Origin of the sequence: Paenibacillus sp. FSL K6-1558, from assembly GCF_038002565.1 — a bacterium.
Taxonomy (GTDB): domain Bacteria; phylum Bacillota; class Bacilli; order Paenibacillales; family Paenibacillaceae; genus Paenibacillus; species Paenibacillus polysaccharolyticus.
In genome coordinates, this window is sequence record NZ_JBBOCV010000001.1 from 906,848 (window position 1) to 920,590 (window position 13,743).

Here is a 13,743-nt window from a genome sequence, read left to right on the forward strand (position 1 = left end):
ATGATTATGGAGATTTATGTGAAATTTATCCTGATCGGGCTTGCTATTGCCATGCCGGTAGGCGCAATCACGGTAGAGATGACCAAACAGGGACTGCGAAATGGATTCCTTCATGGCTGGGCGGTTGGTCTAGGTGGTATGACATTGGATATCGCTTTAATTATTGCTATGTATTTTGGATTTGCTACACTGTTATCCGTTCCATTCGTTCAGATTCCACTATGGTTGGTGGGTGCAGGATTTTTAGCTTATTTGGGATATGAGTCCATCCGTAATTCGGATGTGAGCCTCATGACAACAGACGGAAAGACGTTTCCGACCAAACCCTCTTTTTGGCGGACTTATCGTAATGGGTTATTGGTTGCGATCTCCCCAGGTAATCTGATGTTTTGGGTTTCTGTCTTTGGTGTTGTCTTATCCGACTCTTATCAATCGGCAGGCAAGCTCAGTTTTGTCATTGCGGCAATCGGGATATTATGTGGCATTCTGCTACATGATCTCGGTTTACTCACCATCGTATCCATCACACGTAAAATGATGAGTGCCAGGATGGTACAGCTCGTTTCGAGCCTGGCCGGAGTTCTTCTAATTGGCTTTGCGTTCTACTTTTTTTATAAGTTTGTTAGCGCATTGTGGCAAGTGCTTTTTTAAGAATAAGGCTCTTGAACCCTTCGTCATCTCATCCGACTCGTTACATATATTACTTACATTGTGATTAAAAAAGGCTGCCCTTTCATTGGGAAAGGAGCAGCTTTTTCTATTGACGTTCTTCTCAGAATGTGGAGGTTCGTTTATACGTTACTCGGAGTTGATTGGAGTGTGATTGTATGATTTATAGCGATGTAACAATGGAGCATATTTGATCTTACTATTGTGAATTTTTCATATGTTGAAATTTTATAATTTTACTGTAAATCTAAATAATTCCTCCAGCTGTTCATCGACATCGTACAGTAAGTTCATTAATTGATCTGCGTAAGGTCCGATTGAGGCTCTGCTGTCATTAAAATGGTTCCATTCTAGCGTAACCGGGACTGGCACATGCCATACTAACGCTTCCCAGAGGGTGTCCATACTTTCAAAATGAGCTGGTTGCAACGAAAATTCGGCCTGAAGTATGCGTTGCAGATCCTCCACGCTTCCTATTGCTTTCCCATCAATGATCACTTTCACTTTTTTCATGTTTCTGAGCTCCTGAATTCCGTCGATTTGATATAAACAGAGCACCTACCATGATCAAAATAGCCAACGACCACCAGAACGTCGACATTGCGTTATCATGATCTATAATAATTAAGCGAATCACCGCTGTGATTCCAATATAAATAAAGTAACGAAGAGGGAAATGAAAATTAGACTTGAAGTACTTCACAATTAAAGCGATAAATTCAAAGTACAAGAAGAACACGAGCAATTCGGATAACATCTCATAGTAGCTATCCTGACGAGTTACAAAAGACTGGTACACAATTTGTACGATATACCATGTCTCACTGATTAGAAGTGCGCTTAAAGCTAAGGCCAGAAAGAACAGGCAGATATTCAAAAGCGCTTGTAGAATGTGTGGTGTTTTTTGGAATTTAGTCATTAAATCTTTCATTTGTCATGTCCCCTATTTCAATTCGTGATGTCAACTAACTGTTGTTTCATATGTTTTCTTCCTCGAAAGAGATACGTTTTGGCCGTATTTTCCGGTATATCGTTCAATACACTGATATCTTTGACGGTCATTTCCAAATAGTACCGCTGATAGACGTAATGCCTCCATTTACCTGGAATCTGATGAAATGCATCATTGATCCGACGTTTGCGTTCGGAAGAAGTCTCGTTCTGAATCAGCCTTTCTTCAGGGCCAAGTTCATAGGACATTAGATCAGATATGGCATCCGGAGATCTATTCGGATCCTCTACATATAACGAAGTTGTGGCAAGACTCTGTCTCTTTTTCTTGCGCAACACATCCAGGCATACATTTCTCCCAATGGTATAAATCCAGTTTACGACATTCTTTTGGCTGTTCATCTGTTCGATATGTGTATACACCCGCAGGAATGTCTCCTGCACGATATCATCTCGATCTTGCGGGTCCCGGAAATAGCGCGAAGCCAATCTCCATACCATCGATTGATAAGTGGCCATAAGTGACGTAAATGTAGATTGAGTTGCAAATAAAGTACCTCTCATAGGTTTGTCTATCGGGCTCATTCTGATTCCTCCACAGATGTAATTAAACCCCTTGTGTTTTTTTATCTGAATTTGAATATTTCATTCTAGTACTGCGGTTAGATTTTGGATTTCCTAAACCTCAACACAACACTATAATGTACTCCATCTTGATTCCTGAGAAACTGCCCTTGCATGCGGCTCATCATCCGGCTTATGATCCTTTCGCCCAGTCCGGTACTTTCCGGAGAAACCTCAGCAATTTTAATCGTATTGTCCAGTTGAATGTCAAACATCTCCGGACTAGAGTTGAATGTAATGCAGATTTCATCTTTGGGTTCTGCATACTTCAACAGATTAGACAAAATATTATCAAAGACCCTCCCGAGTTCCTCCAAATTCACTGTGATATAGACTTGCGGCAGTTCACCAATAATGCGGACTTTGAATTCCTCCTGCCGCAAAATGGCCACCTGATCAGATATCAGATCATAAATAGCCTCCTGCACAGCTATGCTCTCAAGGTCAGCTTCTTGCTCTTTATCCAAAAGGAAATAATCAAATAAATTATCGGACAACTTTTTAAGTTGAATGGCTTTTCCATAGGCATTCGTGATGTAATGGCTATGTTCCGTCCCTTGGTCTCCACGTTCTTTCTTGGCAAATTCCAAATACATGATCAAAGAGGTAAGCGGGGTTCGCATGTCATGTGACATTTCGGTAACAAGGCTTCGGCTCTCCACCTGCAAAGCTTCAATCGCATCCAATTTATCGAGAAAGGCCTTACGAAGTTCCTCAATACTCTCAGCGATCATCGCTATTTCATCATGGCCCCGAATCGTCATCTCATATTCCAGTTCTCCACCTTCAAGAATGTGGATCTCCTCATGAATCTTTCTCAGGTAAGCGAGGCTTCGACGAATGCCCAGCAGGACAATCAACAGAAAAATCATCGTGGCGCTGAGTAGTTCCAGAGTAAAGGCAATATCGTAATATCGGGATGAGAAAAACCCGTCTACCGTTACTCTCCCCTCTCCATCACTAAACATGACAGGAAATGAGTGTTTCTGAGCATATAGCGTTTCCTGCTCTATCCCATATCCAGACTCATCTTCCGCTGCGTAATTCGAATCATATTGCAGTAGCTGGTCTTTGTAGATGGTTAGCATGATGTAGTTCTCTTTTTTCACCCATTCCCCAAATGCCTTTCGATCGGTTGAAGACAGATCATTCGTCTCAACATATTTGCTAAACTTTGCAATAGATTTAGACGATTCACTTTCATAGTACGCATCGGAATTAAGGTATCTGTCAATCAGCCCATTACTAACCTTCTGCATCGTCAAAAAAAACAGACCACTTACCGTAGCTGCCATCAAGATGATTAAGGCCAATTTTTTGGTCAGCGTAAATTTACGGTGTGCCAAAACGGTATCCTCTCCCCCATTCGGTAAGGATATAAACCGGGTGTGCCGGGTCATCCTCGATCTTTGCACGCAGTTTGCGAATATGCACCATCACGGTGTTGTTTGAACAATAAAAATACGGCTGTTCCCATACACTCTCGTAAATATTTTGAGCGGAAAATATCTTGCTTCGTTTGCTCATCAAGAGCTTCAGGATGCGATACTCCAGATCAGATAGCTTGAGCTGCTGTCCTTCTTTCGAGACCTCATTAAAATGTTCATTGACTTTTAACTTGCCTCCAACCAGAAACGTATCTCCACTTTCCTTTTTCTCCTTATAAATCTTATATCTTCGCAATTGAGCGATAACACGGGCATGAAGCTCTTCTTCTGAAAATGGCTTTGTCATATAATCATCGCCACCTGCCAGGAGACCTTCTGTTTTGTCCAATGTGCTCGATTTGGCCGTTAGAAACAAAATGGGAACGTTGGAATACGTTCTAATCTGCTCACATGTTTCAATCCCCGACATCCCCGGCATCATGATATCCAAAATGACCAAGTCTAGCCCGTCATCTACAAGCTGCAGCGCACGCTGTCCGTCTCTGGCTCTTAATACCTCATTGCCCGCTCTCGTAAGGGATTCTTCTAACAAATCACCAATATCCTGATCATCCTCGACAACTAATATCCGATGGGTCATGCCCTTCTCACCTCATGATTCCTGATGTTATTTACGGTGCCCTCAATATATATCGTCCTTCAGTAACACTTAAGTAATACGATAAATCATAAATCTTAACCATTTATGAACGCAATCATTTGTCATACATTTGTCACAAATCAAAAAAATGAAACGAACTTTCAGAAACTGTTAAGAATCGATAAGTATAGTTATCCAAGGTAAGGAAAGCATTTATACACACCAAGATTAGACTCGCTCAAGTTAAATATAAAAATGAATAGGAGAAATGTTATGAATGAAAAAAAAGAGAACCTTGTAAAACCAATGAGTCTGAAGGAACGTGTGCATTTTCTAGATATCGTTCGCGGATTTGCTATGCTCGGCATTATTATTGTCAATTACTTTTTGATTGTAGACTCGGTGAAGGGATTTGATATGGATTCAGGCGATCTAGTCCACAACCTCGTTTCCACATTCGCCGAAGGAAAATTCATCACGCTATTTTCTTTTCTGTTTGGTGTTGGATTTATGATCTTTATGGATCGAGCCGTGCAACGAGTGGAACATCCACGAAAGTTGTTTGCCCGCAGATTATTAATTTTATTCTGTATTGGCTTATTGCACATCACCTTTATATGGGTTGGCGACATATTGACCTTTTACGCCGTAGCCGGATTTTTACTATTCGCGTTCTATGCTCGCACACCTAAAACGATATTGCGATGGATTATTGCACTTATATTGATTCAATTTCTGACTCCTGTATTTATGATGGTCTATAATGCGATGAACACTGCATCCTCAAACATGCCAACTTATTTTGATTTCACATTATCCAGTCATACCAGTTCTACTTACTTGAACTCCTTAGTAGAAAGATGGGCTGATATGGGCGTTATGGCGGCTAGTTCATTTTCTACAGTTTATTCCATGTTCCTGATGTTCCTGATCGGTATGTATTTTGTGAAGATGGACTTCTTCACGAATATGGAAGCAAAGCAATCAATCTGGAAGCGAATCTGGTTCATCAGCTTGGCTGCATTTATACTCACTCAGTTCAGCTCCATGGTGAATACACTTATTTCAGCCGAAAATACATTTTGGATGGAGCTATTCATGATTTTGGGTCAACAGGGGAACTTAACCGGGAGCATGTTTTATATGAGTAGCCTCGCGATGCTGTTTTTGTATGTTCCTGCACTTCGTAAAGCGTTGATGGTATTTACCAAAGTTGGACGTATGTCGCTGACCTGTTACCTCCTTCATTCCATCATGGGAACCATAATTCTGCTTCCTTATGCATTTGGATTGGCTAGTTCTATAAAACCTATTGGTACACTTATGCTTAGCATTGCTGTGTATGTTGTACTCGTCATTTTTGCCTCGCTGTGGTTAAAACGCTTCAAGATCGGACCAATGGAGTCGATCTGGCGCAAACTTACGTATGGTAAGGTTAACCGTGCTTCCAAAACAATTCCGGCTAAGCTCGCCCAGCCATTGAACAACAATTTGCGTCAGTAAACGCTATTGAATTTAACAATTTCGGATAAGTTCTACCCAACATCCCAAGTCCCTTCGGGGACTTTTTTCTATTTTTTTTCGAAAAGGCTTCTTCTATTGTGAATTTTTCATATGATGAAAATACAAAACAATTATAGAGATTAGACAGATTATTTTCTCTGCTGTCCCTTCAAGTACTCTCCTTTAAACACAAAAAACTGCCTTTGTTGGGCAGTTTTTTAAAAATTCAAATCGTTCACAACCAATTTTATATGATTAATGAATTTATTAAAATTAACTCGAATTAGATACGGCCTGTCCAGTCGGATCCCGCTACTTCCTTCCAGCGTTCACGAATAGCATCATATAGCCCCTGCTCAAGCGGCCCCTTCGCCACCAGTTCGGCGTTTTGTAGCCAACGATCAGGTTTGACGGTTCCCACAATGGCGGTATCCACACCTTCAGTGCTCAGCGTAAAACGCAATGCAATTTCTACGACTCGCTCTGCATCCTCAGCCAAAAAGTCATATTTCAGTTCTTTTAACCGCTTCCAATAGTGATAAGCATAATCCTCTTCTGTCACCTTATCATACATCCAGGCTACATTGGCAATCGGTCTTTTGGCGATGATCCCCATATTTCTTTTTCGCGCCTCAGGCAAAGTCAGTTCAATCGCTTCCTGATCGGCAATATTCAATGATGTCTCCAAACTATCAAATGCACCTGTCTGGATGGCGTATAGAGCATCTGTCGTATCTCCGCTATATCCGATAAAACGAGTTTTACCAGCTTCTTTTGCTCGTTGCAATACCTCGATTACCTCACCTTGCCGAAGTACTTCTTCCGAACAGCTGTGCAGATGCACGACATCCACATAATCTGTTCTTAAGCGTTTGAGGCTACGGTCAATGGTCTGTGCGAGCACCTTGGCATCCCAGTCGGGTCCATTCACACCAGCTGCATGTCCACATTTGGTGAACAGAAAATACTCCTGCCTGCGATGTCCCAGCACATCACCGATTTTCTCTTCACTGTCTCCATAACATTCCGCCGTATCAATCATATTCAAACCCGCATCCAAAGCACGATTCAGCAACAATTCTACGTCTGCTTTGGACGCATCCCTTATCTCAGAGCCGCCAAAACCAAGTGTACTGACTTTCATTCCGGTATTTCCGTAATTACGAAGTTCCATCATGATCCTCCTCCAAATCAGGTTTGTCTCTTACGGCCTTTTCATGTCGTATCATATGTTATTACCCGTTTAGTCACGGGGCGGCACATTTTTTTAAACTTTTAAAAACCGTAGATAGACATGCCGCCATCCACCAATAAAGTCTGACCTGTGATATATCCGGCTGCCTCCGAAGCAAGAAAAACAACAGGCCCAACAACCTCTTGTAATTCACCTACACGTCTAAGCGGTGTGCGGTTAATAATTTCTTGCAAATACTGCGGATCATCAAGTAACTTCTCGGTCAGTGGAGTGCGGAAATACCAGGGTCCAACCGAGTTCACGCGAATACCGTATTTCCCCCACTCCAGCGCCAGCACCTTAGTCATATGGATTAAAGCCGCTTTGGTAGAACCATATACGACACCTGTTCGCAAGGCAGTATGTCCACCTACCGATGAGATGTTAATGATTGTCCCATCCCCATACTGCTTCATATGCTGACCTGCCAATTGTGAAGCGAAAAAAGCGGATTTGAGGTTTGTTTGCATAATCCTTTCCCACTGTTCCTCCGTTACTTCCAGCGCTGGCGTCCGAATGTTCATACCCGCATTGTTTACGAGAATATGAATTCGTCCCATCTCCGAAATGGCTTGCTGAAAAGTCTTTTCCAACTGCTCTTTAGAAGTGACATCTGCGCAGAGCGCCAAAGCTTTGCGGCCTGTCATTTCATTAATCATTGTTGCTGTCTCTTCGATCTCCTTCATCGTTCGAGATACAAGCACGACATTGCTCCCCGATTCCGCTAAGCCGATGGCAAGCGCTTTTCCGATACCTCTCCCTGCCCCTGTGACTAATGCTGTTTGTCCTTCCAGATGAAATGCTGGTACGATCATGTTAGACCTCCTTTGTTGTACTATGGGGTTCCAGTTTACAGACATGTTTTTACGACATCAGGTAACAAAATACTGACTGGGATTGCCCAGTTCAGGATGGAATTTTTCTCGAAAACGCCCTCCGGTATAATCTCCAATGATTTTACGCCAGAATGCCTGTGCGATCACATTGTTCCGAACCTGTGTCACTTTCCACCGCCCAGGGAAACGTCTAAATAGTTCGTAAGCCGCATTTGTTCCAACGCCGCTACGTCTATATTTTTGCATCACAAAAAATTCAGTCAAATAGTAGTCATTATCCTTACTCCCGGGATCTAACTTCTCCACAAGTGCAAACCCCGCTGGTGAACCATCACTCGTGATCAAAAAAGGAAACTTGCGTCCTTTCTCCGTCCAGAACGCATCCAATCCCGGATATTCCGGAAAAATACCATCCTGGTCTACATCAATATTCAGATATTTCGTAAAATCATAGAGATAAAATTGCATGAGATGCCGAATCACCTGACTGCGTTCGCGGGGAACCAGCTCAATCTGCATATTCATTTGGTTCGCCTCCTCTAGTCTGTATGTATACATACTGTAAACCTTTATAAGATGAAGGGCAACAACGTGACAAATCGTAGCCTGTGTAGCACAACGCTTGACCATACCTATCAGCATAATCAAACAAGATGATGCATGTAAATTATGGTACACTTAATATACTTTGTAGATAAATAATCGTTCACATGGAGGTGCCGAACTTGACCAACGTGCAAAAAGAGATTGACCGACGCAAACTAGATGAAAAACTACCATCCATGCCCTGGTTTGTTCAGCAATTCATTGACTATAAACTGCCTGATCTGTCTCCGTCCACGCTGCTGGAGTATTTGAGAGATTATGATACCTTTTTCAGCTGGCTACGTGCAGAAGGGCTGTCCCAAGCTGAGTCCAACCAAGGGGTAACATTGACCGAACTGGAAGTGCTACGTATGGATTCGGTTACTGCGTACCGACTGTTCCTGACTACGAAGCGTGAGGGAACCAATTCAAGAATCACGGTTTCACGCAAGCTTTCTTCCCTGCGGTCGTTATTTCATTATTTAAGCCAAATTGCTGAAGATGAGGACTTCTATCCCCTGCTTAAACGTAATATCATGGCCAAGATTGAGATCAAACGTACCCATAAACCCAAAGATACTGCCGCGAAACTCAAAGGCAAGATATTGGAAGAGAATGAATTACTCGAATTTATCGGTTACATTCTCGAGGGCTACGCTACAGATATGCAGAAGAACAAACAGGCCCTGTACTCACATGAGTTGAACAAAGAACGAGATGCCTGTATCGCCAGCCTCATCCTCAACTCCGGTCTACGGGTATCTGAAGTGGTTAACTTGAATGTGGATGACCTCGATCCAGGTAACAAACTGCTCTATGTTTACCGCAAAGGTAACAATGATGAAACATACAAAACGCCCGTATATTTCAGAGAACAGGCCAAAGATGAGCTGGCAGCATACATGAATCTGCGGCAATCCCGTTACCGCACACCTAAACGAGAAAAAGCACTTTTCATTGCACTCCGTAACGGGGAATCCGAAGGAAGTCGAATGACTAAACGCGCGATTCAAGCGATGATTATGAAATACGCTAAATGTTTTGGCAAACCGTATCTTACCGTGCACAAATTACGCCATTCTTTTGCCACCGACTATTATTTGCAAAATGATATTTACAAAACCAAAGAGCAACTAGGTCATGCTTCTACCGAAACAACCGAAATTTATGCGCATCTCACCGACAAAACGATGTCCGAAGCCATCGAACGCCGCATGGATGATAATGCTTAGAGTTATCACTAAAGTCTTATAGACAATTGCACATGTGGCTGTCCTCTATTGTGATGAAACAGTACACCGCGTGCCACACGCGGTGTGAAACAAGCACCAAAATGAAATATCAGGTCATTCGAAGATAGGTTAAATGGAGCATTTTAGCAGTTATATATTAAAATCATTTATTTAGTTTACATAATAATAATTACGTTAAAAATAACCCTCCACAGATCTTGATCATTCTAACGATCTCAGGTATTAAGTGATTTTAGCTGGAGCAGAGCCTCTACAATAACTTCCCGTTCATGGAACAGAAAACCGGCCATAGCTCCTTTGCTTATATCCTGTTTCTTATCCATCTGAGCACTTAACTTTTCCGCCTCTGCTTCCCTCATTAATTCAGGCGTCCAAAAAACAATGCCAACCACCTGCTGAAGCTTGCGTATCAGGGTCAGGTCATTAGCTTCGCGCACCATCACCAATTTGGGATACGGGGCGTCTTTGAAACCTTCAATCACAATCCAGTCATAGTCTGAGAACTGGCTCAACATATCGTCAAGCCGGGTATTGTGTTGCTTAATGACCGCTGTTCTTTTCTGAGACATCACCACAACAGCTGCAGCACCCGCTCTGCCAAACTGATACGAGTCCGTCCCTTCCTGATCCATTTCAAAATGGTCATGCCCGTCATGTTTGAATGCAGCAACCTTCAAGCCTTTGGAAGCAAGTCCGGAGATTAATGTAGCTGTCATTGTTGTCTTGCCTGTATTTTTATATCCAACGACTTGGATGATCTTTGGCTCTGAAGCAATCCTTTTATCCATTCTAGTTACCTTGCCTGCCCGGTTGGAAGTTTGAGAATTGTGACCCGTTCCCCTGCAGCTATGCCCTTTTTCTCAGGCGGAATCACAATGAGGCAGTCACTGTCTTTAATGGTGATCATGACACTTGACTCATCCACACGGGATGCAGCTGGAGCCGCAAATACTTTTCCGTCTCGAATGATCGTACGTCCTCGTACAAAACGAGTGAAGTTGTTCACCTTTGCATAACCGTCTTCTAAAATCACATTCCATTCTTCCAAATAAGGATGGACATCTGCTTGCATCGCACGAAGTGTGGGACGAACAAACAGATTAAATCCAACAAAACAAGCGCCTGGATTACCTGATAAAGCAAATAACAGCTTGTCCTTATATACAGCAGCCGTAGTTACACTGCCTGGGCGCATCGTAACTTTGTTAAAGAGAAGTTGCATCTGTTCTTCGAGCACAAGTTCGCCCATTATATCGTAGTCTCCAACAGACACGCCACCTGTCGTCACAACGATATCATTCTCCCGAATCGCTTCCTCCAGTTTTGCCCTTGCTGTATTCACATCGTCTGCGATGGCTCCGTACATGACCGGCTCTCCTCCAGCTTCCACAACCAGAGAACGTAACATATAGCTGTTGCTGTTGCGAATCCGACCAGGTTGCAACGGCTCATGAACCTCAAGTAACTCCGTTCCTGTAGCAAAAATAGCCACCCTCGGCCGTTCAAAGACCGGCACTTCTGCCACGCCAAACGTCGCCAGCACAGATTGTTCACCCGCCCCGATTACGGTACCGGCTTCGATCAGTTGCTGTCCCTCCTGCACTTCAAGCCCAATGGGCGTAATATTAGCCCCAGCCTGAATGTGACGTTTCAGTGCAATCCAGTGCTCCCCTTCTTCTTGCTTGCTTTCCGTCATCTCCATCATGACGACGGCATCTGCACCATCCGGAACTTGAGCACCCGTCATGATTCTTGCAGCCGTTCCAGGTGTAATATGATGTTCTGGTGTATATCCGCACGGGATTTCATCAATAACGCGAAACCACACTTGATGATCACTTGTGGCCTCAGCCGTATCTGCACTTTGAATCGCAAAACCATCCATACCTGATCTGCGGAAAAAAGGATACGCATGCGGCGCTTCAATCGACGTTGCAAGTGTGCGGCCGTGTGAGTCGGCAAGAGGCACATGTTCAATCCGGCCTGCCGATACCTGAGCAGCAATTCTGCTCTGTGCTTCCGGTACTTGTACAGCCGTACGATGAAATTTAGCGGTGGTCATATCATATGAATGGGAATTATGTTTCAAAGTAACTTACCTCCTGAGGTCTTTTTCTCATTTAAGAAAGTGTAGCCCGAATATACGCCGATGACAAGTCGATTACTCACTGAATCCGAATAGAAAAACTGCATATGTATCTGAACAGACACATTCTAAATGTGTTCACTCTTGAGATTTAACAGGAGAAACATCATTGCTATCACTACCCGCTAATATGATCAGGGGCCAAACTGGTAACATGAAATACCCTTTCTTTGCACATAATAGCATTCGAAATCGGGAGGTGATCACCACGAATCATCATTGTGAGTTATGCGGGAGAGAACCCGTCGAGACAACAGTTCATCATTTAACGCCAAAGGAGATGGGCGGTAGCTTCATGCCCACAGCTAACCTGTGCATTCCCTGTCATAAACAAATCCACTCGTTATATACGAATCGGGATCTGGTTACGCTGGGATTGACCGATCTACAATCGCTGCATGCAGATGAACGGATCATTCCTTACCTGCGCTGGATACGCAAACAGCCAGCTTCTTCGATTCCTCGTGTTCGCAAGTCCCATCATGTCCGCAAATCATAAAAAAATAACAGTAACAAGGTGCTCACTGTCATTCGCCAGTGTCTCACCATGCTACTGTTATTTTGTCCTGTATATAATCATCATTCTTTGAATCATAATCATTCCATAAAGCATATATATCAGGCTTGCGAGGTGTTATCTTCGCCTCATAATCCTGCCACCACCGATTCGAGTCTTTGGCTTTTTGTAGGATTTTTTTGGTGAATCAAACAAACCACCCAAGCCACCACTGCTCTTGTTGCGATCGATACTTCCTCGACTTTGATCCTTTTTGCGGTCGAATAAACCGCCGCCAGAACCAACACTTGTGTCCTTATCACTGCCACGCCGCGTAATGGAGCCTTTTCGCTCAACGGTAATAGGCGGAGCCAGCTTTTTATCATTGCTCGTTGGAGCCCGATACGATCCCGCACTCGGTTTGTACGTATCCCGTTCCGTGTATCCCCGATAGTTGCCTGAACCGCGTCCACCAAAAGTATCAAACAAATTCCCGATTAACGTTGCCGTTAGATACCCTTGTAAGAAGGAAGAGCTATAGTTCTGACGAACATATTCCTTGGAATCGACTTCGACGAGCGTATCCTCTGGTTTCTTGGGATCTTGTTGCAAGTGATAATACTGGTCTTGATACACCAGGAACATACGCTCTGCATTTTCTGCCGAGATCTGGTCGGGTGTTCGTTGATCGGACAGCTCTTTTGCTACTTCAGGAACTGTGCGATCCGCAGCCCGATACACATAAGACGTGGATTGACCGCTGCCACTTACCGATTCAAGAGGATATGTATCCTGTACGGAAGGAGCTGCACCACACGCAGACAGCAGAGACATCACAAGGCTGAGGACCAGCATTAATTTTAATCCATGTGCCAAGCGTTTTTTCATTGGAACCTCTCCTAGTTCGAACGAATCACTTTGATATCCGCAGGAAGAATGGACTCACCCTCGTAGAGGTTAAACCTTCTATCTTGCCATTCCACACGAAGAAGTTTGTTATCATCCGATTGATACTGCCACACAAGCTGCTCACCAGCCTGACCATAAGGCGTTCTACCCACAGTCTGAACCATACCTCCATATTCTTCCTCCAAATGATACACGTGATCATCCAGTTCAAGAATGGTCGGCACCTCGTCAGGGGCATCAAGTCTCCCATCAATAGGTGTATACAGGGCGTAACGCGTGATCTCACGCTCCTCCACATGTAAATATCGGAATGAACTACCATCCTGGAGCGTTAATACAACTGCGTTACGAGCCCGATTCTGCACCCTGCCAACGACTTCATAAGTGACCAGAGACACTTCACAGATATCCCCAGGAGCAAGCTGAAGCATCGTTTTTTCCACTTTAGGTGGCTCGGGCTTTGTTAGTATTCCTTTAATACGTTTCCATACACTCATGCCAATTACTCC

General features: G+C 43.5%; 16 protein-coding genes. 4 read left to right on the forward strand and 12 right to left on the reverse strand.

Features of this window, described 5'->3' with window-relative positions; translation table 11 throughout:
- The first annotated feature begins 6 nt into the window (after nt 1-6).
- Entirely contained in the window at nt 7-651 is a 645-nt protein-coding gene (locus MHI38_RS03725) for a LysE family translocator (RefSeq protein WP_154983513.1), read from the forward strand.
- Nucleotides 652-897: 246 nt separating this feature from the next.
- Here the strand turns inward: MHI38_RS03725 and MHI38_RS03730 are convergent, their stop codons facing one another.
- The 5 genes from MHI38_RS03730 to MHI38_RS03750 form a co-directional block, all read right to left on the reverse strand.
- On the reverse strand, nt 898-1,182 hold the full coding sequence (locus tag MHI38_RS03730) for a barstar family protein (protein WP_341180980.1): 285 nt from the start codon (nt 1,180-1,182) through the stop codon (nt 898-900).
- Nucleotides 1,157-1,588, reverse strand: a complete 432-nt coding sequence (gene psiE, locus MHI38_RS03735) for a phosphate-starvation-inducible protein PsiE (RefSeq protein ID WP_261769332.1) — start codon at nt 1,586-1,588, stop codon at nt 1,157-1,159. The genes MHI38_RS03730 and psiE overlap by 26 nt, the downstream gene beginning before the upstream one ends.
- 29 nt (nt 1,589-1,617) lie before the next feature.
- The gene (locus MHI38_RS03740) at nt 1,618-2,184 is read right to left on the reverse strand and encodes an RNA polymerase sigma factor (protein WP_341180981.1); all 567 of its coding nucleotides are present in this window, start codon (nt 2,182-2,184) and stop codon (nt 1,618-1,620) included.
- A gap of 98 nt (nt 2,185-2,282) precedes the next feature.
- Nucleotides 2,283-3,590 (reverse strand): HAMP domain-containing sensor histidine kinase, encoded by a 1,308-nt coding sequence (locus MHI38_RS03745; RefSeq protein WP_341180982.1) that lies wholly within the window; start codon nt 3,588-3,590, stop codon nt 2,283-2,285.
- Nucleotides 3,577-4,272 carry a response regulator transcription factor gene (locus tag MHI38_RS03750; protein WP_090916627.1) on the reverse strand — a complete coding sequence of 232 codons (696 nt, stop codon included), beginning with the start codon at nt 4,270-4,272 and terminating at the stop codon, nt 3,577-3,579. Before MHI38_RS03750 ends, MHI38_RS03745 begins: the two co-directional genes overlap by 14 nt.
- A gap of 273 nt (nt 4,273-4,545) precedes the next feature.
- Between MHI38_RS03750 and MHI38_RS03755 the strand changes: the two genes are divergently transcribed.
- The gene (locus MHI38_RS03755) at nt 4,546-5,775 is read left to right on the forward strand and encodes a DUF418 domain-containing protein (RefSeq protein WP_341180983.1); all 1,230 of its coding nucleotides are present in this window, start codon (nt 4,546-4,548) and stop codon (nt 5,773-5,775) included.
- Between the two features lie 283 nt (nt 5,776-6,058).
- On the opposite strand, the gene MHI38_RS03760 is transcribed toward MHI38_RS03755, so the two are convergent.
- The 3 genes from MHI38_RS03760 to MHI38_RS03770 all read right to left on the reverse strand — a co-directional run bounded on the left by MHI38_RS03760 (nt 6,059) and on the right by MHI38_RS03770 (nt 8,370).
- On the reverse strand, nt 6,059-6,949 hold the full coding sequence (locus MHI38_RS03760) for an aldo/keto reductase (RefSeq protein WP_090916631.1): 891 nt from the start codon (nt 6,947-6,949) through the stop codon (nt 6,059-6,061).
- Between the two features lie 101 nt (nt 6,950-7,050).
- The gene (locus MHI38_RS03765; RefSeq protein ID WP_341180984.1) at nt 7,051-7,824 is read right to left on the reverse strand and encodes an SDR family NAD(P)-dependent oxidoreductase; all 774 of its coding nucleotides are present in this window, start codon (nt 7,822-7,824) and stop codon (nt 7,051-7,053) included.
- A 57-nt stretch (nt 7,825-7,881) separates the two neighbouring features.
- Nucleotides 7,882-8,370, reverse strand: coding sequence for a GNAT family N-acetyltransferase (locus MHI38_RS03770; RefSeq protein WP_090916635.1), 489 nt, complete (start codon nt 8,368-8,370; stop codon nt 7,882-7,884).
- A gap of 200 nt (nt 8,371-8,570) precedes the next feature.
- Between MHI38_RS03770 and xerS the strand changes: the two genes are divergently transcribed.
- Nucleotides 8,571-9,662, forward strand: coding sequence for a tyrosine recombinase XerS (gene xerS / locus MHI38_RS03775; protein WP_341180985.1), 1,092 nt, complete (start codon nt 8,571-8,573; stop codon nt 9,660-9,662).
- 236 nt (nt 9,663-9,898) lie between these two features.
- On the opposite strand, the gene mobB is transcribed toward xerS, so the two are convergent.
- Both mobB and MHI38_RS03785 read right to left on the reverse strand, forming a co-directional pair.
- A complete protein-coding gene (gene mobB / locus MHI38_RS03780) occupies nt 9,899-10,471 on the reverse strand; it encodes a molybdopterin-guanine dinucleotide biosynthesis protein B (RefSeq protein ID WP_154890425.1) in 573 nt (190 codons plus the stop codon).
- A gap of 5 nt (nt 10,472-10,476) precedes the next feature.
- Nucleotides 10,477-11,745: a molybdenum cofactor synthesis domain-containing protein gene (locus MHI38_RS03785; protein ID WP_154890646.1), complete on the reverse strand. Its 1,269-nt coding sequence runs from the start codon at nt 11,743-11,745 to the stop codon at nt 10,477-10,479.
- 238 nt (nt 11,746-11,983) lie between these two features.
- Between MHI38_RS03785 and MHI38_RS03790 the strand changes: the two genes are divergently transcribed.
- Nucleotides 11,984-12,328, forward strand: coding sequence for an HNH endonuclease (locus MHI38_RS03790; RefSeq protein WP_261769334.1), 345 nt, complete (start codon nt 11,984-11,986; stop codon nt 12,326-12,328).
- Nucleotides 12,329-12,463: 135 nt separating this feature from the next.
- On the opposite strand, the gene MHI38_RS03795 is transcribed toward MHI38_RS03790, so the two are convergent.
- Together MHI38_RS03795 and MHI38_RS03800 are read right to left on the reverse strand one after the other, a co-directional pair.
- On the reverse strand, nt 12,464-13,213 hold the full coding sequence (locus MHI38_RS03795) for a DUF4247 domain-containing protein (RefSeq protein WP_154890426.1): 750 nt from the start codon (nt 13,211-13,213) through the stop codon (nt 12,464-12,466).
- An 11-nt stretch (nt 13,214-13,224) separates the two neighbouring features.
- Nucleotides 13,225-13,731 carry a DUF4178 domain-containing protein gene (locus tag MHI38_RS03800; protein ID WP_154890427.1) on the reverse strand — a complete coding sequence of 169 codons (507 nt, stop codon included), beginning with the start codon at nt 13,729-13,731 and terminating at the stop codon, nt 13,225-13,227.
- Between the last annotated feature and the right edge of the window lie 12 nt (nt 13,732-13,743).